This is a genomic window from Clostridium sp. CM74B_53 (assembly GCF_036318045.1).
Taxonomy (GTDB): Bacteria; Bacillota; Clostridia; order Lachnospirales; family Lachnospiraceae; genus Pilosibacter.
Genome location: NZ_JAWQDE010000008.1, coordinates 42,483 through 65,006, shown reverse-complemented (window position 1 = coordinate 65,006; position 22,524 = coordinate 42,483). Strand labels below are relative to the sequence as shown.

The 22,524-nt window shown below is 48.3% G+C and carries 19 protein-coding genes; 4 read left to right on the top strand and 15 right to left on the bottom strand.

All coding sequences use genetic code 11. From position 1 onward, the window contains the following. Positions 1-32: 32 nt before the first annotated feature. The 5 genes from V2546_RS08680 to V2546_RS08660 all read right to left on the bottom strand — a co-directional run bounded on the left by V2546_RS08680 (position 33) and on the right by V2546_RS08660 (position 4,141). Complete coding sequence (locus V2546_RS08680) at positions 33-1,280, bottom strand: DUF4272 domain-containing protein (RefSeq protein WP_329752077.1); 1,248 nt, start codon at positions 1,278-1,280, stop codon at positions 33-35. A 96-nt stretch (positions 1,281-1,376) separates the two neighbouring features. Further along, positions 1,377-1,856: a 23S rRNA (pseudouridine(1915)-N(3))-methyltransferase RlmH gene (rlmH, locus tag V2546_RS08675; RefSeq protein WP_329752076.1), complete on the bottom strand. Its 480-nt coding sequence runs from the start codon at positions 1,854-1,856 to the stop codon at positions 1,377-1,379. Then, complete coding sequence (locus tag V2546_RS08670) at positions 1,853-2,356, bottom strand: GNAT family N-acetyltransferase (protein WP_329752075.1); 504 nt, start codon at positions 2,354-2,356, stop codon at positions 1,853-1,855. Before V2546_RS08670 ends, rlmH begins: the two co-directional genes overlap by 4 nt. A gap of 149 nt (positions 2,357-2,505) precedes the next feature. After that, a complete protein-coding gene (locus V2546_RS08665) occupies positions 2,506-3,204 on the bottom strand; it encodes a response regulator transcription factor (protein ID WP_329752074.1) in 699 nt (232 codons plus the stop codon). 145 nt (positions 3,205-3,349) lie between these two features. Continuing rightward, positions 3,350-4,141 (bottom strand): helix-hairpin-helix domain-containing protein, encoded by a 792-nt coding sequence (locus tag V2546_RS08660; RefSeq protein ID WP_329752073.1) that lies wholly within the window; start codon positions 4,139-4,141, stop codon positions 3,350-3,352. A 177-nt stretch (positions 4,142-4,318) separates the two neighbouring features. On the opposite strand from V2546_RS08660, the gene V2546_RS08655 reads away from it, so the two are divergent. Then, complete coding sequence (locus V2546_RS08655; protein WP_185911951.1) at positions 4,319-5,083, top strand: sulfite exporter TauE/SafE family protein; 765 nt, start codon at positions 4,319-4,321, stop codon at positions 5,081-5,083. A gap of 13 nt (positions 5,084-5,096) precedes the next feature. Beyond that, on the top strand, positions 5,097-5,669 hold the full coding sequence (locus tag V2546_RS08650; protein WP_329752072.1) for a GNAT family N-acetyltransferase: 573 nt from the start codon (positions 5,097-5,099) through the stop codon (positions 5,667-5,669). A gap of 73 nt (positions 5,670-5,742) precedes the next feature. Here V2546_RS08650 and bioB read toward each other — a convergent pair whose 3' ends face one another. Continuing rightward, positions 5,743-6,720, bottom strand: coding sequence for a biotin synthase BioB (gene bioB / locus V2546_RS08645; protein ID WP_329752071.1), 978 nt, complete (start codon positions 6,718-6,720; stop codon positions 5,743-5,745). Between the two features lie 441 nt (positions 6,721-7,161). On the opposite strand from bioB, the gene V2546_RS08640 reads away from it, so the two are divergent. After that, on the top strand, positions 7,162-8,514 hold the full coding sequence (locus V2546_RS08640) for an MATE family efflux transporter (RefSeq protein ID WP_329752070.1): 1,353 nt from the start codon (positions 7,162-7,164) through the stop codon (positions 8,512-8,514). Positions 8,515-8,868: 354 nt separating this feature from the next. On the opposite strand, the gene V2546_RS08635 is transcribed toward V2546_RS08640, so the two are convergent. The 7 genes from V2546_RS08635 to V2546_RS08605 all read right to left on the bottom strand — a co-directional run bounded on the left by V2546_RS08635 (position 8,869) and on the right by V2546_RS08605 (position 17,111). Next, positions 8,869-9,759, bottom strand: a complete 891-nt coding sequence (locus tag V2546_RS08635) for a MetQ/NlpA family ABC transporter substrate-binding protein (protein WP_329752069.1) — start codon at positions 9,757-9,759, stop codon at positions 8,869-8,871. A 21-nt stretch (positions 9,760-9,780) separates the two neighbouring features. Next, positions 9,781-10,461 carry a methionine ABC transporter permease gene (locus V2546_RS08630; RefSeq protein WP_182426564.1) on the bottom strand — a complete coding sequence of 227 codons (681 nt, stop codon included), beginning with the start codon at positions 10,459-10,461 and terminating at the stop codon, positions 9,781-9,783. 1 nt (position 10,462) lies between these two features. After that, positions 10,463-11,488, bottom strand: coding sequence for a methionine ABC transporter ATP-binding protein (locus tag V2546_RS08625; RefSeq protein ID WP_215703231.1), 1,026 nt, complete (start codon positions 11,486-11,488; stop codon positions 10,463-10,465). Between the two features lie 410 nt (positions 11,489-11,898). After that, on the bottom strand, positions 11,899-12,327 hold the full coding sequence (locus V2546_RS08620) for a DMT family transporter (RefSeq protein ID WP_142412276.1): 429 nt from the start codon (positions 12,325-12,327) through the stop codon (positions 11,899-11,901). A gap of 80 nt (positions 12,328-12,407) precedes the next feature. Next, positions 12,408-15,188 carry a hemoblobin-interacting domain-containing protein gene (locus V2546_RS08615; RefSeq protein WP_329752068.1) on the bottom strand — a complete coding sequence of 927 codons (2,781 nt, stop codon included), beginning with the start codon at positions 15,186-15,188 and terminating at the stop codon, positions 12,408-12,410. A 463-nt stretch (positions 15,189-15,651) separates the two neighbouring features. Further along, the gene (locus V2546_RS08610; RefSeq protein WP_329752067.1) at positions 15,652-16,494 is read right to left on the bottom strand and encodes a bifunctional 5,10-methylenetetrahydrofolate dehydrogenase/5,10-methenyltetrahydrofolate cyclohydrolase; all 843 of its coding nucleotides are present in this window, start codon (positions 16,492-16,494) and stop codon (positions 15,652-15,654) included. Beyond that, the gene (locus V2546_RS08605; RefSeq protein WP_118530456.1) at positions 16,491-17,111 is read right to left on the bottom strand and encodes a cyclodeaminase/cyclohydrolase family protein; all 621 of its coding nucleotides are present in this window, start codon (positions 17,109-17,111) and stop codon (positions 16,491-16,493) included. The genes V2546_RS08610 and V2546_RS08605 overlap by 4 nt, the downstream gene beginning before the upstream one ends. 522 nt (positions 17,112-17,633) lie before the next feature. Between V2546_RS08605 and V2546_RS08600 the strand changes: the two genes are divergently transcribed. Next, a complete protein-coding gene (locus V2546_RS08600; protein ID WP_182426766.1) occupies positions 17,634-18,857 on the top strand; it encodes an argininosuccinate synthase in 1,224 nt (407 codons plus the stop codon). Positions 18,858-19,047: 190 nt separating this feature from the next. Here V2546_RS08600 and ggt read toward each other — a convergent pair whose 3' ends face one another. Continuing rightward, on the bottom strand, positions 19,048-20,772 hold the full coding sequence (gene ggt, locus V2546_RS08595; RefSeq protein ID WP_329752066.1) for a gamma-glutamyltransferase: 1,725 nt from the start codon (positions 20,770-20,772) through the stop codon (positions 19,048-19,050). 18 nt (positions 20,773-20,790) lie between these two features. Then, positions 20,791-22,161 carry a sodium:solute symporter family protein gene (locus V2546_RS08590; RefSeq protein WP_329752065.1) on the bottom strand — a complete coding sequence of 457 codons (1,371 nt, stop codon included), beginning with the start codon at positions 22,159-22,161 and terminating at the stop codon, positions 20,791-20,793. Between the last annotated feature and the right edge of the window lie 363 nt (positions 22,162-22,524).

Sequence of the window (22,524 nt, the reverse complement as noted above, 5' to 3'; positions counted from 1 at the left end):
TTACTTTTCACGCCCACAGTTCGCTCTCTTTATCATGTATCCACCGGCACATGATCCCAGTCCGCCTTTTCCCCGACCCCCACGAGCCAGTTCAAAGCTTTATGGCGCTCAAAGACCACGCCGCCGTCCATCCCTGCCGGCGTCGGAAGATCCCGCATCCGCGTATCGGTGCAGGCCCAGTCCAGGCAGAAGATCATGTCACAGGCATCGAGAAGCTCCTTCGGAGATCTCGGTTTTGCCGCATCCAGGATCTCCCGCATTGAATGGAACGATGTCAGGATCCGCGCAGCTTCCGCCACGTCACAGAAACGATCCGGGAAATCAAGCGGTCCCTCAATCAGCCCCAGCGCCCACTCCATCACATGCAGATTTTCGTACTGCCAGGAGTAAGAGATCTTCTCCGATTCCTTCGGCTCCTCATCATGCAGATATTTCCATTCTTTCGGCGAGAAAAAGTCCTCCGCACCGAACTCACGGATCCTTTTTCCGATAAATTCAAGCGCCTCTTTCTGGTCCATCTTCGCAGCAAGCATCGCTTCGGAGAATGCCGCCACGAGAAGAAGTGCTACCGCACGGGCCGCGATCTCATAAGGTGTCCGGCAGTCCGCCTCCGCCTCTGTTTCCAGAAGTGGATAAAATACCGGAACATACACTCCATGAGCCTCAAATTCCCTGCGGTTTCCCTCTCTCCTGTTCAACTGCTCTGCCTCGATATCATTTCCCGGGACATATCCAACCGACTTGTAGGGCAGAAACCGTTCCATCTCACTGTTTCCGTTTCCATCCAGGATCAGCTTCTCCATCCCGGATGCGTCCAGACAGTAAAATCCTCTCTTTTCACCCCGGAACGCCATGACAGCCCGAAGAGTAGAAAGAACGCCGAACAGCGTCTGCTCCATATTTCTCTTTGCAGACTCCTCTTCCTCTGTCAGGAATTCGGACTCCTCCCCATCAAATGTATAATCCACCGAAACGATGCTCTCGGTTCCCTCCAACTGATAAAGAAGATTCGTCTTCACATCCACCGCGGCAGTCTCAACTCTGGAAAAATGCCCACGCGACCGGTCTGACCAGCCACGGACAAGCTCCTGTTCTTCGCCGCCCGCACTCTCACAATATACCCGGATCGTCACGTCCAGATCCCCGTTATGAAGTTTCAGGTCCGCATCATGAACACTGCCCGGAACGTCAAATGCGTCCCGCAGGCATTTCATGATCCGCTCCGGTGAAGGTTCCTTACAGAAAAGAAAGATCTTCCCTGCGTTCTGTTCCTCTGTCACTCGTTTTTGCCTCCTTGTTTCAATCCGCAATCACTGCTGTCTCATGCGGAATTTTCGGTTCGGAATATCCTCCCCGTGAAAAGTAACAAATACACGCTATTTATGGTAAGGTTCTCCCTGAATGATCCGGTAACTCCGGTAAATCTGCTCCAGAAGAATGACCCGCATGAGCTGGTGCGGGAATGTCATCTTTGAAAAGCTCAGCTTGTAATCGGCCCGTACCAGGACCTGGTTTGAAAGACCTAACGATCCGCCGATGATAAACACGATCTGGCTGATCCCGGACACACCCCATTTTTCTATTTTTGCCGCAAGCTCCTCAGAATCCAGCATATTTCCATTGATCGCGAGAGCAACGACAAAACTTCCGTCCTTGATATTGGAAAGGATCCGTTCGCCTTCTTTTTCTTTGATCTGCGTCTCCACTGCCTCGCTGGCACCGTCCGGCGTCTTCTCATCCGCAACCTGGATGATCTCCAGCTTGCAGTACCGGCTCAAGCGTTTGCAATATTCCGCAATCGCATCCTGGAAGAATTTTTCCTTGATCTTTCCGACCGTGATCAGTGTGATCTTCATGATTCCTGCGCTCCGAATTCCAGGATCATGTCATACCAGACTGCCCCGCCGTGGACAGACTCGGACACGCCCATATTTTTATATCCGAATTTCGCATAATAGTGGATCAGGCGGTCCTTGCATGTGAGGATCAGACCTTTCCTTCCCTTATTTTTCGCATCCCCGATCATGTGGTTCATGAGATCTGCCGCGATCCCCTGACGCTGGTAATCCGGGAGCACGTCCAGACCGAAGATGGACTGGTATGCTCCATCCGTCTTGTGGCAGGCGGAATTTTCGTACATCTCGTCACAGATCGTTTTAGAATCCGTGGCACAGCCGTTGATGAAGCCGATGATCTTTCCCTCTGATTCCGCAACGAAAAAGCATTCCGGGAATGCCACAATACGGGCTTTAAAAGATTCTCCGGTCGCTGCCTCCGCGGCAGGAAAGCAGATCGCCTCCACCTCGGTGACTGCCGCAAGGTCCGACGGACGGACCGGGCGAATTGTGTATGTCATAGATGTTTTTCTCCTTTTTGATACAACTTAAATTTGTTGGCTGGGCCGCATAATTTTCGTGCAAGCACAACACTTTTTTGCTGGCTAGTCCGTAGTGGGAGCCCTATAGGTCCAGCTCGTATAATTTTTGCTTTTGTGCAAGCACAACGCTATGCGCGAAAGAAGTACCCCACGCCCCACTTGGTGTGGACGTATTTGGGGTCGCTCGGGCTTGGTTCGATCTTTTCGCGGAGTCTTCTCACATGTACGTCCACGGTGCGAACATCTCCGTTTACCATGGCCTTATTGCCCCATACGTACTCTAACAGCGTCTCACGGCTGTAGACCTTGTTCGGATTCGTGACAAGAAGTTCCAGAAGATCGAATTCCTTCGCAGTCAGGTTGATCTCCTTGTCCTTGATGAAGACTCTGCGGCTCTCTCTGTCGAGCTTTAAGTCGCCTTCTGTCACCACACTCGATTCCTGGCGTTTCGCGCCGCCGTTCTTCTTATTATTTCTCCGGATGATCGCCTTGATCCGCGCTTTTACCTCAAGAATATTGAACGGTTTCGTGATATAATCATCCGCTCCGTACTCCAGGCCCAGGATCTTATCCATATCGTCTCCCTTTGCCGTCAGCATGATGATCGGCATCTCGGAAAATTCCCGGATCGTCTGGCAGACCTCAAATCCATCGTGTCCCGGAAGCATGACGTCCAGAAGTACCACATCGTACTCCCGCTCTTTTGCCCTATCGATCGCCTCATCGCCGTCGTAGGCGCAGTCCACCTCATATCCATCCTGTTCCAGACTGAAGCGGATTCCCTTCACGATCAGTTTTTCATCATCAACTACCAGAACTCTTGCCATCTTACTCCTCCATGTTATGCTGTGATCGATAACAGCTCTCATCAATCCCTGTAACCGGATCTGCCATTTTTCCTTTCCCAATGCAGGATCCGCAAACCTGTTTTTCTGATCTGCTGTCTCTCTTTATGATGTTTTTTCAGTTATACTATACTGTAATACTGTCTTTGATCTTCTGGAATCCAGCTTCCTTGATCCCGGAGATCTTCATGATATCTTCGATCTTCTTAAATCCCCCGCTCTTTTCGCGGTAGCGGATGATATCCTCCGCCTTCGACTCCCCGATGCCCTTTAAGGTCATCAGTTCCTCTTTCGTCGCTGTATTCAGGTTGACAAGTGAAGAAGATCCCGACATCTGATCCTGCCCGGAATTTTTACCTGCTGACGTACCGCCTGCCGGAAGCGATGCAGCTTCTTCCTTATTATAGATCGTGATCTGCATCCCGTCACTGACCTTCGACGCGAGGTTGATGCTCTCACGCGCCGCATTCTCCGTAAATCCGCCTGCGGCATCCACCGCCTCGTAGATCCGGCTGTCCTCGGAAAGCTCATACACGCCGGGATTTGCAACCTCTCCGCAGATATACACATAGATCCCTGCTGCCTTCGAGTTATCCACTTCCACCTGCGTTTCTGAAGGACTTTTCCCCGTCCCGGTTTCATTTCCGGCTTCCCGGGATTCCCCGACGCCGCTCTCACTTTCAGTCTGCGGATTTTTTTCTCCGTCAGAGCCTGATGAATCCGTGCTCAACTTCGTATTTTTCTCAGCATCGCGTTTCCCTTCGGATCCCATAAGTTCCTGCATTGACCCGCTCATGACGACCGCCCCGGAATCATCCAGCTCCCGAATCCCGTTCTCCTTTTTAGACATGCCAAACACAAGTCCGGCTGCGATCAGGAAAGCCGCAGCCGCCAGAATTTTCTTCTTATTATCTTTCATATGTTTCCCTCCTGAATCTTCAGGGGGGATCGTTCTGCCTGATTCTATTTTACCGAATCATAAAGGCAAAAGCAAGAGGGTTTTCTTCTGTCATTTTCCTTCATTGCATTTCAAGACATTTTATGCTATATTTGGCGAAAGATCTACAATATTTACTTTCTAAGGGGAATTACTGCTATGGAATTACATCTGATCCACTTTCTGATCATCTGCCCGCTCGTATTTCTCGCCGGATTTGTCGACGCGGTAGCCGGAGGCGGCGGTCTGATCTCGCTTCCTGCCTATCTGATCGCGGGTTTTCCGGTCCACTTCGCGATTGGAACGAATAAGCTGAGCTCCGGCATGGGAACTCTGATCGCAACTGCAAAATATGCAAAAAACGGCTACATTGCCTGGAAGAACGCAGTTCTCTGTATCATCACTGCTCTGATCGGCTCTTCTATCGGCGCAAAGCTTGCCCTTCGGTTAGATGATTACTACTTTAAACGCCTGATCCTTGTGATCCTGCCGTGTACCGCTCTCTACCTCATGTTCGGAAAACCGTTCATCGGAGAAAAAGAGGCATTCCCGCTCCGCAAAATGATCCTCTTCAGCGCATTTATCGCCTTTGTCATCGGCATCTATGACGGCTTTTACGGTCCTGGAACAGGAACATTCCTTCTGCTTCTCCTCACAGGAGTCGCCCACATGGGCCTCAAGGAGGCGAACGGGATCACAAAAGCGATCAACCTGACAACAAATCTGACTGCGCTGGCGGTCTACCTGATGAATGGCAAGGTGATTTTTCTCCTCGGTCTTACCGCCGGCCTGTTCAGTATCGCAGGAAACTATCTCGGTGCAAAGTGTTTCGATAAAGGCGGTGCAAAATTCGTAAAACCGCTGATGCTGGTGGTCCTCGTGATCTTCTTTGTGAAAACACTGAGTGAGATCATGGCAGGGTAAAGGAGCATTGTCCATGAATTTGATCCAGGATCAGGAGATTCTGATCTCCGTAAACGGAATTGTGAAACAATTTTTCTTTTCACCTGCGCTCCCGGATGATGCATCCGCGATCCTTTCCCTCTACCGGTCCCACATCGGCAGAGAATTCTGCGCCTGGACGGATGACTATCCGTCTGCTGATACGATCCGTTTCGATCTCGCCAGGAATTCCCTGTTCTGTTTAAAGACAACGACCGGGCATGATCTCGCCGGAGTGATCTCCTTCGACGCCGATCCGGAGACCGATATCCTGGACTGCTGGTCGAAAGAACTCGTTCCGTCCGTTGAATTTGCCCGGGTCGCTGTTTCCCTGAATTATCAGGGCCGCGGGATTGCCGGAAGGCTTTTTACCTGCGCTATGGAGGAAGCCAAAAGGCGTGGTTTTCGTTCCGCCCATTATCTCGTCGCAAAGACGAACGAAAAGGCGCTCCGCGCGTACCGAAAGCTGCAGTTTTCCATGGTCGGTGAATGTGTATATCATGGTGTGGATTACTGGTGCTGTGAAAAAGAACTTTCCTTGATAGCTCAAAAGGCTGCCCGCACATAATGCAGGGCAGCCTTTTCTAATCTGTACTTTCTACTTTTAGACAACGTATGATTCCAATCTCCTGATCCCGGTATTATTTCATATACTTCGGTGTCACATTTCTTCCAAGATCCTCTAACATCTTCTTGTCACTGCGGATCGTCGCACATGCAACCGTTGTCAGCATATTTCCTGTGATCGTCGCGGATGCTCCGGACTTGAATGCGGTCTCGCCGTCGTTTGTGAGAAGTGCGCGGCCTGCTCCAAGACGGATGTTTGCCTCCGGGTTGATGTAGCGGAAGAACGCAACCGTGCGGAGAATATCATCCTCGGAGATGCGCTCCAAATGCTCAAGCGGAGTTCCCGAGATCGGCATCAGTGCATTTAACGGGATGGAATCGATTCCAAGCTCTGCAAGGCTTACCGCCATGTCGAGACGGTCCTCCCAGGTCTCTCCCATTCCGATGATACCGCCGGAACATGCACACATTCCTTCCGCCTTGATCATCTTTAAAGTATTGATCTTCATATCATAAGTATGCGTCGTGCAGATGTTCGGGAAATTTCTTCTGGATGTCTCAATATTGTGATGATAGCTTGTAACACCAGCCTCGTGAAGTCTGTGGAGCTGCTCCGCACTCACAAATCCCATGGATGCGCAGAGGTCGATCTTACATTCCTTCTTCATCGTCTCATAAGCATGGATCGCTTTCTCAAACTCTTCTCCGGTCAGTGCCTTTCCGGATGTCACGATAGAGAAACGGTCAACACCTTCCGCCTCATTGACACGGCACATCTTCACGATCTCTTCCTCCGGAAGGAAATCATAAACTTCGCAGTTTGTATGATGATGAGCAGACTGTGCGCAGTACTTGCAATCCTCTGGACATCGTCCGCTCCGTCCGTTGATAATAGAACAAAGGTCTACCTTATCTCCCACACATGCCTTGCGGATCCGGTCTGCTCCCTCACAGAGCTCCTTCAGATCGCATGTCAGAAAGAAATTCAGGTCATCCTCTCTTGTGATTCTTCTTCCGTCGATAATCTCCTGTGCCAGTGTCAGTGCGTCCATAATGTTCTCCTTTTCCTGATCTTATCCTGCCTGCCGCAAACCTCTTTTACAGTCAGCAGATGTATTATTTCGTTGTAATTCCAGAGCAGATTTTCCCACTTTTTTTGTAGGATTTTTCTCATTTCTCTCACATCTGCCCAAGTTTGATTGTAAACTCTTTTGTTACGCTATAGTTTACAATTATATGGTAGATTCTGCCAGATGTCAACCATTTTCACGTTAAAGTTTACTATTCGTCCCACCAATCCCTAGCGGTGAGGAGCCGAACAGGAGTGCCTTGATTCGAGAATCTGGTTCCTCTAAAAAACAGCAAAAATCCCCACCCAAATTCCACCTACATTTTGTCGCATATGCCTGTATACAATTTTTCCTCTCTATGATAAGATAATTCACGTTCGTTTTATCAAAAAATTTCCCCTTTCGAAAGAAGGTAATCTCTACATGGCAACTTCCATGATCAAGGGCAGTCCTCTAAAGTCCATGCTGCAGTTCGCACTGCCCCTCTTAGTCGGCAACCTCCTGCAGCAGACATACAACATCATCGACGCCGCGATCGTCGGACAGGTACTCGGCGCACAGGCACTCGCGAGTGTCGGGGCCAGCACCAGCGTCCAGTTCCTCGTCCTCGGCTTCTGTATGGGAAGCTGTACCGGTTTCGGCATTCCGGTCGCAAAATATTTCGGCGCCGGCGACCACAAACGCATGAAAGATTTTATCTTCAACGGAGCAATCCTCACCGCAGTGATCGCAGTCATCGTGACCACGCTCTGCGCTGTTCTGTGTCCGTGGATCCTGCACATGCTTTCTGTCCAGAGCGATATCTACGCAAACGCATATATCTATCTGATGATCATTTTCCTCGGGATCCCGTTCACCCTGCTCTACAATTACTTATCGAGTATCCTGCGCGCAGTCGGTGACAGCCGTACACCGTTCATCTTCCTGGCATTCTCCGCGGTGCTCAATATCTTTCTGGATCTCTTTTTCATCGTTGTCGCAAAGTGGGGATGTGCCGGAGCTGCCTTCGCAACGATCGCATCCCAGGCGATCAGCGGAATTCTCTGCCTGTTCGTCATTATCCGGCGCATGAAGATCTTATGGCTCTCGAAAGAAAACCGTGTGATCAAAAAAGACGCGATCGCAGAGCTTCTCCAGATGGGACTCCCGACCGGTCTCCAGTTTTCCATCACGGCGATCGGCAGCATGGTCATGCAGTCCGCAAACAACGGACTCGGCGGTGACTATGTCTCCGGCTTTACCGCAGGTGTGAAGTTAAAACAGTTCACCCTGTGTCCGTTCGATGCGATCGGAACCGCTGTTTCTGTCTTCTGCAGCCAGAACCTCGGCGCCGGTCAGTCAGCCCGAATCAAAAAAGGTCTGAAAGAGGGAATCGCCCTCGGGATTGGCTACGGAGTCTTCGCAGGATTGATCCTGATCTTCTTCGGACGTCCGCTCTCCATGATCTTTGTGAGCAAAGATGCCGCAGGTGTTCTCGACGCCTCCGCCCAGTATCTGCGCTGCATGGGATTCTTTTACTGGACACTCGGGATCTTAAACATCACCAGAATGGTGACGCAGGGACTCGGATATTCCGGAAGAGCATTTTTCTCCGGAGTGACAGAGATGTTCGCCCGCACAATCGTCAGCCTCTGCTTTGTCGGGCAATTCGGCTATAACGCGATCTGCTTTGCCGACCAGACCGCCTGGGTTGCTGCCTGCTGCTATATCGCTCCGACCTGCTTCTATTGTGTGAAAAAAGTCACACGGATGCTGCAGACCACAGAAGGTAACTAAAAATACTGACACATCCAGGTTTCTGGAGCAGTCGTTTGCGACAATCTCAAGCTTTACGCGAGTGCGCATTGACACATAATTTTCTTTGATTATCAGGATGTTCCATCAGAATTTTCCTTAAACAAAAATATCTCTGACACCAGATTTTTTCCGTGTCGGAGATATTTTTTCGTAAACAAGTGAAAACTCGCTTCGCGAGTTTCCCCTTGTTATCGCGACAGTCGCCAAGGTCTCGCGCAAGCGCGGACTTTAGCTCGTTGTTCGCGTAAAAAATGAGCCAGGAACCACATTCACATGCGCCCCTGGCTCATTCTCACCCTATCAGTTTTTCTCGATCAATTCCAAACTTAAATCTTACTTTAACTCGTCCGGGATCCACCATAATCCATCGTTGTTCTCTTCCATGTACTGCTTGAACTCGTCGGAATGATAAGCATCCACGATCGCTTTTGCCCACTCAGCATCCCTGTTCTCTTCCTTTACAACAACCTGAAGAACAAGATGATCCTGGATATCCTCAGTTGCAAGTGCTGTGGACGGGTCAATGCCTGCGTTATATACAACGCTGCCGGTGATCGCTACATAGTCAAAGTCCTGAATTGCTGCCGGGATCGTTAAGCTCTTCATCTCTGTGAACTCGATGTTGTGCGGGTTCTCAACGATGTCATCCTGGGTTACTGCGGACGGATCCACATCATCAGCAAGCTTGATCCAGCCGATCTTCTGAAGCATCAGGTAGCATCTTGCGGTGTTGGATGCGTCATTCGGAACTGCAACCTTTGCTCCGTCCGGGATCTCATCGACAGACTTATATTTTGCGGAATATACGCCTGCCGGTACTGTCGGGATCGGGCTTAATGCAACGAGATCCGCATTATAGTTCGCGTTGAAGTTTTCCATATATGCGGTGTGCTGCTCTACGTTGACATCGACGTCGCCGTCATTCAGTCCGATATCTGCTGTCTGAAGGTCGGAGAAGTCAACTCCCTTTACGGTATATCCCTCTTTCTCGAGGATCGGAACGATCGCCGCCTCAAAAAGCTCTGTGTACGGTCCCTGGGACTTACCATAGACGATCTCTTTCTTGTCGCCGGTGGTGTCCGCTGCTGCCTCTGTGCTGTCTGCCTGTGTGTCCTGGCTCTCAGCAGCCTGTGCCGCTGTTGTAGCTGCTGTCTCTGTCTTTCCGCATGCGGCAAGGCTTAAAACTGCCGCTCCCATCAGTACTCCTGCAATTACTTTTCTCATAATTCTTTCTCTCCTCTTCTTTTATTTATGTTGTCTTAACTTTCCGGAAATCGTATTTCCAAGAATCTGCAACAGCTGTACCAGAACGACCAGGATCACGACCGTGAGGATCATGAGCGGGGTGTTCATCTTCTCATAACCATATGTCAGCGCCAGGTCACCGACTCCGCCTCCGCCGACATAACCAGCCATCGCGGATGCTCCGAGAAGTCCGATGGTTCCTGTTGTAAGTGCAAGCACCATGGAACCCAGGGTTTCCGGAACCAGGAAATAGCGGATGACCTGCCAGGTTGTCGCACCCATGGCCTCAGCCGCCTCCAGGATTCCCGGATTGATCTCAAGCAGGCTGTTTTCCATCAGTCTTGCAAGATACGGACTTATGTAAACAACTAACGGGACCAGCGCCGCCGTACTTCCGATCGTTGTTCCGACGATCGCGCGTGTGATCGGCATGATCGTTACAAGCAAAATTACGAACGGAATGCTTCGCACCACATTGATATAAGCGCTCACGATCCAGTATAACGGCCGGTTCTCCGCAAGTCCGCCTTTTCTGCAGAGGACCAGGATCAGGGCCAGGATCATACCGATGATCGTTCCAACAAGGAGCGACCAGCCGACCATGTAGAGAGTCTGTCCTCCATTTAACAGGAGACGTTCCACTGTGACCTTAAAGATCTTTGTTTTCATGAGTTCTTCCATCTTACTCCACCTCCATTCGTTCTCTTAAGACGCCGTTTTTATCGATCTGCTCTTCCGCTTTCCGGATACTCTCATCGTCACCGATGAGCTGTAAGATAAAGACGCACATAACGCTGTCTTCCAGCTCCTGGACCGCTGCGCCGAGGATATTGACCACGACACCGTCCGTCTTGCAGATATCGGAGATCACCGGACGTTTCACGCTGGAACCGATGAATTTCAGGCGTTCGATGCGGAAATTTTCTTTCTGTTCCTTTACGAGACTCACGATACTGTCCGGGATCTGGTCACGGATGACCGTCTGGACAAACCGCTTTGTGACCGGCATCTTAGGAGATCCGAATACCTCAAGAACACTTCCGGATTCCACGATCTTTCCGCTCTCCATGACGGCTACCTTGTTGCAGATCATCTGAACGACCTGCATCTGGTGTGTGATGAGAAGGATCGTGACGCCCATCTCCCGGTTGATCCGCTTTAAAAGCTTTAAGATCGACTCTGTCGTCTGCGGATCCAGGGCACTTGTCGCCTCGTCGCAAAGGAGAAGCTCCGGGTCGGTCGTCAGCGCTCTCGCAATCCCGACACGCTGTTTCTGTCCGCCGGACAGCTGGCTGATATAGGTATCTTTCTTATCTTCCAGTTCAACGATCTTTAATACTTCCATGACCTTCTTATCGATCTCCGCTTTCGGAGTTTTTGCTAAGATCAGCGGAAGTGCAATGTTATGGTATACCGTCTTGGACTCCAGGAGATTAAACTGCTGGAAAACCATTCCGATCTTTCTTCTTAATGTTCTGAGTTCCGGCTTTTTCAGTGTGGAAAGCTCCTTTCCACAGACAGTGACTTTTCCGCTGTCTGCCGTTTCAAGGCCATTTACCAGGCGGATCAGCGTAGACTTTCCGGCTCCGGAAAATCCGATGATGCCGCAGATATCACCTTTTTCCACATGGATACTCACATCGTCCAGCGCGTGGACGGTTCCGTATTTTCCTGAAAAGGTTTTGCTTACATGTTCGATCTGGATCAATGTTTCTTCCTCCCAAATAAAAAACCCGGAAGCGTTTACACTTCCGGGCGCATTTTCTGGCATTAACAGGAAACTATTTTCTGTATACAGGTACATGACCGCACAGCAAAGCTCCTGGCCGTAAAAAACGCCCGGAAATACACATGCAACAGCAACAACACATATTGTTCATATCAATTCTTCCAGCATTTCCCATACCTGTATCTCCTTTCCGACCGCCGTCATCCCGCAGTCCTGTGTTTCCTCATCGTCTGAACTTCCTGTTCAAATCCGATGGCGCTATCATACCCTTCATTTCCTATTTTGTCAATATGTTTTTATAATTTTTAAACCATATATTTAATTTTTTTAAACTTCTCGCGCTATCGTTTTAAAATTTTCATATCGTTTTCAGGATATCTTGCGTCGCGCTACCACCGAAACACCACGATCCCCGCAATCGCCAGAACAGCACCGATAAGTTTTCTCCACTCAAACGCCGCTTTCTCGACACCGAAGAGACCAAATACCTCCGCCACATAGGAGACCAGGATCTGGGTCACAACGATGAGCAGTGTCGCCTTTGCCGGACCCAGGCCGTCCATACTTTTGATCACGGTCCAGGTGATAAATGCGCCCATGACACCGCCAAGCAGCATATACTTCCGGTCGATGGAAAACATCCCCCAGATTTCCCCGCGTCCGGTAACGAAATATAAGACCACGCAGGTCACAAGCGCCGTCATCTGCACCCATCCTGCTGCCGCCCAGATGCTGCTCTGCTTCGTCACCTCCGTGTTAAAAATCCCCTGCAGACTCATAAGCGCTCCCGAAAGCAGTGCCACCAGAATTCCCCACATATAAAAAACCTCCTGAAACCATGTTTCCCTTAGGATTCCATGATCAGGAGGTTTTTATACCGGCTTTTACACGCCAAATGTTATCTTGTCACAACGATTCCGTTTACTGTCCATGCACCGTCCGCATCAACCGTATAACCATCCGGAGTTGTCGTTCCGGAATACATGGCTCCGCGGTGTCCGTTGGAGGTCTCCTCGAAATAATAGCAGCGAAGCTTGCCGTCATTTCCTTTGATCCAGTTCCATCCGGTCGTCATTCTTCCAAGTGTGCTGTCAGAAACCGGATTAAAGAAGTACCATCTTCCATCGCTGTCTTTAAACCAGCCTGTCTGCATGACACCATTTGCATCGAAATGGAACCAGGAATCCTTCGGCTGTCCTGCTCCTGCATATGGATTCTCAATATGTGCCCATGCAGATACAAGATTCTTTCCGTTTGCGGCATTCTTAAAGTACCAGTTTCCCGCTGCATCCTGACTCCAGCTTCCTGCCGTCATTCCATCAGAAGCAGATGTATTTTTCTTCTTTGAAGAAGATCCTGCCGGTTCTCCGGATTCTCCGCTATCCGAGTCACTGCTGTCGTAAGTCATTTGCTTGATCTCGAATGTCAGATTCGGATATCCTGTGGATGTTACAACAACTGTATACGGCTCTTTGCCATCAAATACACTGCTGTTTGCAAGATCGATCGTTCCGTCACTCTTTACGATCACAACAGCGCCTTTTCCGGATGCCGCATATTCCTTACCGTTGACCGATACCTTTGTGATGTTCTTTAAGTAGTTCGTGAAATCAGCTGCATCTGCAGAACCTTTTTTGATGACTGCCGGTGCACTGTAATCTCTGTTATAGTATGCCGGATTTGTATCACTGCTGAGTACAAAATCAGCCTCGATATCGGCCCACTTTTTATTCTTATCAGAGATTGTAAGGGTATACTTTCCAGGCATTGCGTCTGTATAAGTGAGCGCTCCGCCTGCAAAGGATGTCTCCAGTCCCTTGACCTGATACTCCGGATCAAATCCTTCCGGAAGTTTCACCGTAACAGCGACAGATCCGTTTCCGGACTTTCCGTCAGCCACTTCAGCCTGTGTGCCATCCTTCTTCGGTACATAAAGGTCCGTGTCGATCTCATAAGCGCCTGCGCTTGTGAGGTACGTGATCTTATCGATGGTCTTACCCATGATACCCTTGTACGGCTCCACGCTGGCATCAACACCATGGCTCTCTTTCGTATATCCGGTGTAAATTCCAAGCTCGGTTCCGCGCCAGATATTTTCGAGATGGCGGAGACCATAGCTCGTTCCGTCCGTTGTCTCAAGAATCACTTCATAGATCGAACTGTTTGTCACAGACTCGTCAAGTCCGCTCACATTGATCTGGTAATCTCCGCGTGTCGTCTTTGTCGTGATCTCTGCGGTTGCTTTTGATTTTTCAGCGGACTTTCCATCCTGGAATTTTGTCTCAGAGAACTCAAAATTTCCATCTTTTCCAACGGTAACTTCTTTATAAAAGTCCGGTTTTTCCTCCGGGCTTAAAACATAATACGCATAGGTATCGTTCTCAAATAAGGTGTCTCTTCCTTTGTATGTGTTTGTCTGCTGTTTTCCGCGAAGGGTTGTCGTGATCGTCAGTTCCTTGCTGCCATCTCCTACGTGGGTCAGTCCCTCAAGGTCCGCATCAGAATTTACCATCAGTTTAACCGGGAATGTAACTCCGTCGATCTTCGATCCGTCTGAATTCTTATGGTAAGATCCATTCGACAGTGATTTTGTACGTGTCTTCTGATACGTTGCAGATGTCATCGCATCCACCGGAATCTCATTCTGCTTCAGATCATTCTTGTAAAGCTCGTCATACGGAATATTCATCAGCGCATAGATTTCCTGTTTCTCGACCTTCAGTTCTGTCGGGATCACAAAAATTCCCTTTTCCGTTACGAAGCGGATGCTGGTGATTGTTTTTCCGATAAGCGATTTATAATGATCCGGCTTCAAATCGCAGCCTTTGCTCTTTGTTGTGAAACCGGTTGAGAATCCCAACTCTCCTTTTCTAAGGAATGTGTTTTCAAGAAGGCGAAGCCCGTAGTTGTCCCCCTTATCCGTATCTAAAACCACCTCATAGACTGCGTTGCTGGAAGACGCAATCAGCTCCTGATAATCCTGAATCGTAATCTCATAGTCGCCATGATATGACTTGTTTTCTTTCTTTCCAGGCTGGTACCGTCCGGAGCAGGCAACGATCGTTGCAGTAGTATCGACTTCCTGTTCCTCACCCTGGAACTTACTGAATTCCGGCTTTCCATTCTTATCAATCGCCATTAGTTTCTTATAAACCTTCGGCTTATAACCGTTCGGAAGTACAGCATATGTATAGTCATCTTCCTCATCAAACAGATTATCATTATAGGTAGAATCACTTGCCGAGGCGACAGTAACCTTTTCCGCATTGGACGCTGAAACCCTCTTAAATCCATCTAAAAGAGACAAATCCTCTACCCGTACCGGAATGATCGCTCCTTTGATCTCGCTTCCATCTTTTGAATGATAAGTGCCATTTACTAAAGTCTTTTTTTTCGTTTTTTTCTTTGTCGCAGATGAGACAGCATCTACTTTTGTCTCATTCTTAATGTCCGTCCCATATACCTCATCATACGGCACATTCATCAATACATATCCGGAACCAGTTTCATCCTCAGAATCTTCATTCTGTTCCTCAATCTCCTGATCTTCACTCAGCTCCGCTGCCTTCACACCGGAATCAGAATTACTTCCCACCACTTCCGCAAGCGCTGCTGTCGGAATCGCTCCGGCAACCATCGCCGCACTTAACAGAACTGCAAGCGTTTTCTGCTTTTTCATGACCTTTCTCCTTTCCGCACCATCCCTGGTATTGAAATTAGCTTCAGCTAACCCATGTTTTCATAACTGCATTTCGGATCGCACACACTGTCCTTTATCCATTCGTTCGCAGATCTTCTCCCCTGCCTATCCTATCTGTCAGAAAAGAATTTGTGAGATTCGCGTGCATGAAATACGATCTGCCTCAGCACACCTTTTGTTTCATTCTGCCGTGCAGAAAATGCAATTTACTTTTTGAACAAGTATAGGGTTAGTTATTGCTAACTCATTTGTAGTAATATCCTACCTCTTATCCAAAATTCTGTCAAGAAAAGAGGACCGCCGATGTGCTGGGTCGGTGGTCCTCTTTCCTTTATTTATGCCGCTTTATGCGGAAAAATGAGAATTTTTTCCATTTTTTATTTACACGAACAACGAGCCAAAGTCCGCGCCTGCGCGAGACCTCGTGCTGTCGGTCCTACGTTTATTTTCTCTTCCTGCACGCCGCCTGCGCCAGATGTTTCGCCAGCACTGCCGTCGTCACAGCACCGACGCCGCCCGGCACCGGTGTCGCCGCGGATGCCTTTTCTTCCAGACCATCCCAGAGGACGTCTCCGCAGAGTTTTCCGTTCTCATCCACATTGATCCCGACATCGATGAGGACAGCTCCCTCTTTTAAGAATGACGCATCCAGCATCTTCGCCTTTCCTGCTGCCGCAACGAGGATATCCGCCTCCTTGCAGACAGCCTTCAGATTCTCGGTCTTCGTATGGCAGATCGTCACCGTCGCATTTTCCTTTAACATCAGCATGGACAGCGGACGTCCGACTACCATGCTGCGTCCCACGATCACCGCGCGTTTTCCGGTGATCGGAAGGTCGAATGCCTTCAGGACCTCAATAACCGCCTCCGCCGTACACGGAGCAAATCCATCTTTCTCACCGGCAAACACCTTTGCCGTATTGACCGCGCAGATCCCGTCGAGATCCTTTTCCGGACGGATCATCGCCTCGGCGCGCTTTTCATTGATGTGCTTCGGAAGCGGACGGAATAACAGGATCCCGTCGATCGTCTCATCATCATTGATCTTCTGGAATTCCGCCAAGAACTCTTCCTCGCTGATATCCGCTGGATATGCAAAAGACTTCGATTCCATTCCATATGCCGCAATGCGTTTCATGACATTTCTCTCGTAGGAGAGGTCATCCGGGCGCTCCCCGATCCGGACGATGGCCGCTGTCGGCACATATCCGTTTAATTCCTGGTTCATGGAAAGAACCTGTTCCTTGATCTTTGCAGAAACCTCTGCTCCCTTTAATGTAATCATCCTCTTACCGCCTTTAACACAATCTCGTAGATCCGGTCTGCCTGTTCCGTTCCCTTCTTTATAAGAAGTTCCGCCTGCTGGTTCACTGCTTCGGCATACTCCCGGTCCTTCATCATCTTCGTATTGATATACACGCTCATGACCGCGCCGAGAAGCGCCGAACGGATTCCCTGGATCCCGACTCCGGCGTCGCTGACCGCAAGCCGGCTGCCGTTCAATGCCAGGAACTCGATATCATCCATCACGCTGACCGCCCGCTCCATGACTTCCATCGGAACCTGCGCAGCAGCTTTCAGGCACTCTTCCATCCGCCCTTCCTTTGCTTTTTTCTCCTCGTCCGTCTCCGCCTTCATGCGGTAAACCTCCGAAAGCGGCTCAAACGCCTGCTCGTCCGCCTTCTCGAGACGGATGAAATCCATTCTCGCTTCCTGTAATCGTACAAGGATCTTCTGGATCTCTTCCTCATATATTGCAAATTTCTTTTTCCCTGTCGTCAGGTTTCCCACCATCTCGCCGAGGGCTGTTCCGACAGCGCCGTAAACCGCCGCTGCGCTTCCGCCTCCCGGAGTCGGTGCCTTGGATGCCAGAACTTCCAGGTATTCATTCCACTGTCCCATGACATATTCCTTCCAGATTTTCTCTCCGCAGTTCTGCTCCGTATTTCAAACCGGCAAACTCTGCGACCACCGCTGTATTGTGCGGAATCGTTTACGGAATCTTCTGTTCAGAAAATTCCTGCACGCACCCAACAGCGTTCTTCGGATTATTATCCATGATTTTGCGATTCTTGTCAATCCTGGAACGCTTTTTCCTATCGTTTCTATAGGATGATTCAGGCACTTTTATGCATAAATCTGTCTCCGAATCGTCATTGTGACCGGTCTCTGCCTGCTGAATCTGATATCAGCCATCTGCAACACTCTTCCATATACAGTCGCCTTTTCCTGACATTTTATATTTCATATCGTCAAACCTCGTCATCCTGCTTCTCTGTCGCCTGCATTTATACACTTAATATGCATAATATGCAAAATTTCTTTATAAAAATACATTTTATGCTTGACATACCGTATATTCAGTTGTATATTTATGAAGCACAACGAAAATAAAACGTCTGAAATAAATCGGAGGACTTGATTATGAAAGAGAAAGTTGTTTTAGCATATTCCGGCGGTCTTGATACCACCGTACTGATCCCGTGGTTAAAGGAAACTTACAACTACGACGTTATCTGCGTCTGCATCGACGTTGGACAGGGAAACGAGCTTGACGGTCTGGAAGAAAGAGCAAAATACTGCGGCGCTTCCAAATTATATATCGAACACGTTGTTGATGAATTCTGCGACAATTATATCGCTCCGTGCGTAAAGGCAAATGCGACATACGAGAACAAATACCTTCTCGGTACTGCAATGGCCCGCCCGCTGATCGCAAAGATCCTCGTTGATATTGCAAAAAAAGAAGGCGCTGTTGCGATCTGCCACGGTGCTACCGGTAAAGGAAACGACCAGGTTCGTTTCGAGCTCGGTATCAAAGCCCTTGCTCCGGATATGAAGATCATCGCTCCGTGGAGAATCTGGGATATCAAATCCCGTGAAGATGAGCTGGAATACTGTGCAAAACACAACATCGAGCTTCCGTTCAAGAAAAATGACAGCTACAGCCGTGACCGCAATATCTGGCACATCAGCCATGAAGGTCTTGAGCTCGAGGATCCGTCCCTGGCTCCGAACTACGACCACATGCTCGTACTCGGCGTAACACCGGAAAAAGCTCCTGATAAAGATACAGAGATCTCCATCACATTCGAAAAAGGTGTTCCGGTCGCATTAAACGGCGAGAAGATGAAATTCTCCGAGATCCTCACAAAGTTAAACGAGCTCGGCGGCAAGAACGGTATCGGTATCACAGATATCGTTGAGAACCGTATGGTCGGCATGAAGTCCCGTGGTGTCTATGAGACTCCTGGCGGAACCATCCTTCTCGAAGCTCACAAACAGTTAGAGGAGCTGATCTTGGACAAGGAGACCTTAAAATTCAAGAAGAACATCGACAACGAATTCGCTGATGCTGTTTACTCTGCAAAATGGTTCAGCCCGTTACGCGAGGCATTACAGGCATTCGTTGAGTCCACACAGGAATATGTAACCGGTGAGTGCAAGATGAAACTCTACAAGGGCAACATCATCAAACAGGGTACAACCTCCCCGTACTCCTTATACAACGAGAGCATCGCGTCCTTCACAACCGGCGATCTCTACGACCACCACGACGCTTCCGGCTTCATCAACCTCTATGGCCTTTCCACAAAGGTTCGCGCGATGAAGAAGGCAGAGATCGAGAAAAATCAGAACCAGAACTAATCCAGTTCTCTCATAAGAACTTAGGCAGACAGCCCCGGCAGGGATTTCCCGCCGGGGCTGTTAATATCTGTTTACCAGAAGTTTCTACAAAAAGACCGGGAACATTTTTCCTGCTCCCGGTCTTCTTTCTATGGATGCGCGATACATGCCGCTCCTATCTGTGCGTTCTGTCAATTACTTCGCATCTTTTTTATAATTCTTCCTGGCTTACTCCCTCCAGTACAATATGGCCTCCAGGTAAAAGCGCACCGCCACAGCCATCTACTCGTTTCGTACCTGCCGCATAGAATTCACCATCAATGCACATTACGCTGTTTAGCATCGTACTCATCGCCTGATCCACCGGAACAGGAACAATCTTATGCCCCATCTCTTCCAGTATTTTTCTTGTATCTCCGGAAATTCCATACTCCACTTCAAGTCCCTGGGCCCTCGTAAGGCAATTGATATATGGAGCATTCACCAGCTGCTCCGGAGTCATGTCGAAATCAATTGCATTCACGATTCCCTGAAGAGTTCCCGTAATAATTCTCGGTCCACCTGCTGCCCCGATTGCAAGGAATGGTTTTCCATCTTTAAATACCATACTCGGAGACATACTGGAAAGCGGCGTTTTTCCACCCTGAATCGCATTGGCACTTCCATATGCAAGTCCCTGACTTGTCATTGCTCCTACTGCCGCCGAGAAATCGGACATTGCGTTATTCAGTACAAATCCAAGGCCATCGACAACAATTCCACATCCAAACCAGTCTCGAATCGTCTGTGTCTGCGAAAAAGCATTTCCGTCTTTATCCATTACCACGAAATGGGATGTATTTCCAGGATACTGTTTTGCTTCGATTCCATCGGCCGATGCAAACTCTCCCGCCTTTTCTCCCGCCAATGTAAAACGCTCATGAGCAAATTTCTTGCTTGTCAAACGTTCTACATCGACATTCACAAAATCCGGATCACCAAGTGCTACACTTCTGTCAGCAAATCCCAGTTTCATAGACTCTGTCAATGCATGGATACTGGCTGCTGTATTATGTCCCATGGAACGAACATCATAGTTTTCCAAAATGTTCAGCATTTCAACCAGTGCACAGCCTCCGCTCGGCGGTGCAAATGCGGCAACCTCATATCCCCGATATGTTGTTTTCACTGGTTCGCGGAATTTTGGTTCATAACTCTCCATGTCAGAAACATCAAAACAACCACCACGATCATTAATCAGATCTACAATCTGTTTTGCAACTTTTCCTTTATAGAAATAATCAACTCCCTGTTCCGCAATATTCTCCAGAAGATCAGCAATCTCCTGGTTCTTCTGGATCTCACCGAATCGATAGAAACTCCCATCTTCCTTCAGATACAGTTTTCGAAATGCTTCTGAAAGGCGCATTTTACGCTCAACCGAATTGTCATACATCGTCAGAGCACCTGTATAGCTTGTTCCAAATCCATTACGAGCACAACGAATTGCCGGAGCTGCCACATCTTTTAAAGTCATAGTTCCATATTTCTTCAATACGATATCCATGGTCTTTAAAAGTCCGGGAAGCGCCACTGACTGACCACCAAGATCTTTCCACTCATCCTGCACTTCACCATCTTTTATAAAGAGATCAGCTGTTGCCTTTGCCGGTGCGATCCCTCTTCCGTCAATTCCTTCTGTTTTCCCAGTTTTCGCATCGTACAGTAAGGAAAAGCATCCGCCGCCAATACCAGAATGATGGGGTTCTACCACAGATAACGTCAGTGACACCGCTACTGCCGCATCAAACGCGTTTCCGCCTTTATTTAAAATTTCAAGTCCTGCTCTCGTTGCATATATATTATTACAGCTGACCGCTCCCATGCTTCCATGCGCTACCGGTTTCCCCCAGTAGGATGGCCACATATAAATCTGTTTTTTCATATTCTGTGCCATATTCTCACACTTTCTAAATTATTTTTTTTCCTTATAAGTCATGAGCGAAACAATAATTCCTACACCGTAAGTAACAACTACAACCGGATATACTGCTTCAACAATATCAGTAAGTCCCAGAAGCATCCATGCCACACCTGTGATCATTCCTGTCAGCATGCTCCAGAATGCACCTTGTTTTGTTGTCTTTTTCCAAAGTAATCCTGCCAGGATCGAGAAGCTCACCGGTGCTGCCGCAACGTGCTGTAATGTCAGGAACAGGTTTGTTAAGGACTTGCTTGGAATCAGAAATGCCGGGATCAATGTCAGATATGCGAATACAAACGTAATCGTTTTTGAAAGCTTCAGAACTTTCGCATCATCGACGTCCGGATTGATTTCTGTTTTATATACGTTTGTAATAATGGTTCCCGTTGCCAACATCATAGTTGCCATTGTCGCTGCAATGATCATAGTTGCAAATGCAAAAATAATACCTGCAAATACTGGACTGCTGAAGGTTTTGATAGCATATGCGAATGCAGTGGATCCATCACCGAGATCGGCACCACTTGCCTTGGAAAGCATACCACAGATTGCAGTAAAGAAACAAATCGGAGCGGCAATTACATAACCAAGGATAGAGCCAACTCTTGCTGCCTCCGGGCTCTTTGCAGAAAGAAGCGGCTGAAGAACAGCCTGCATAACCGCCGTACTGATGCAGCCACCTACGATCCATGCAACAATACGCTGTGTCGGCATATTTCCCATGGAATCATACTTCTCAGGAAGCTCGCCTAAAAGACCACTGAATCCTCCAAATTTCGGAAGTGTTGTAAATACAAAACATATCAAGAGAACATAGATACCAATACATACAACACGACCGACAGCAGATGCACCTTTCATACCGGAAAAGCTTGTATAAATAACTGCAATCGTGACACCAATAAACATTGCCACCATAAGATTCAATCCAGGAAGCACGATCTGAATGATACTGGATACAGTCTTCAGCTGGATCGGAATATACAAAAATCCGTACACGATCCACGCATATGAATAAAGTCTTGTCGTTCTTACATCATATTTTGTCTGAAGATAGACCGGAACCGATTCTCCTGGCATCCTTTCGCGAATGATCTTTGCAAATACCGCAAGCGCGATGAAATAAAAAGAACCTGCAATCGAATACCATGCACCTGATATTCCCAGATTATATCCATTCTGGGCTGCTCCTACAACTGCCATGCCTCCGATCTGCCATGCTGCAAATACACACCCCAGTGATAATGCGCCCATTGTTTTATCCCCGCCGGACCACTGGTTTGCAGACTTAATTTTGGTTCCTGCATAAATACCTATGCCGATGATAAGACAGAATGTAATGATCCATACCGCTACTAACATACATATCCCTCCTGCTAAAATTGCTGATCTTCCGCTTTTCAAACTTTTATCTGGTGCTCCCTGATTTTCTGCCGAAGATCTGTTGACTGCCACGCAGACATTTTGCTTTCTTTATGTTACACCGTACTGATATGATCGTGTTAAACTGTTCTGCCTCCTTGTCAGAAATATATTACACATTACATATCTCTTGCTCTCATCATACAAACTTTATAGGTAATTGTCAAGAGTTCACGGCAAAGCGGTTGATTTTCAGCCAAATTCCTTATATACTAAAAGAAATATACGATATTTTTGAAAAAAATTACTGTCTCGATTAAAATACAGAACTTTTTGTAATGCTTTTCCAAAACATTTTGTTTC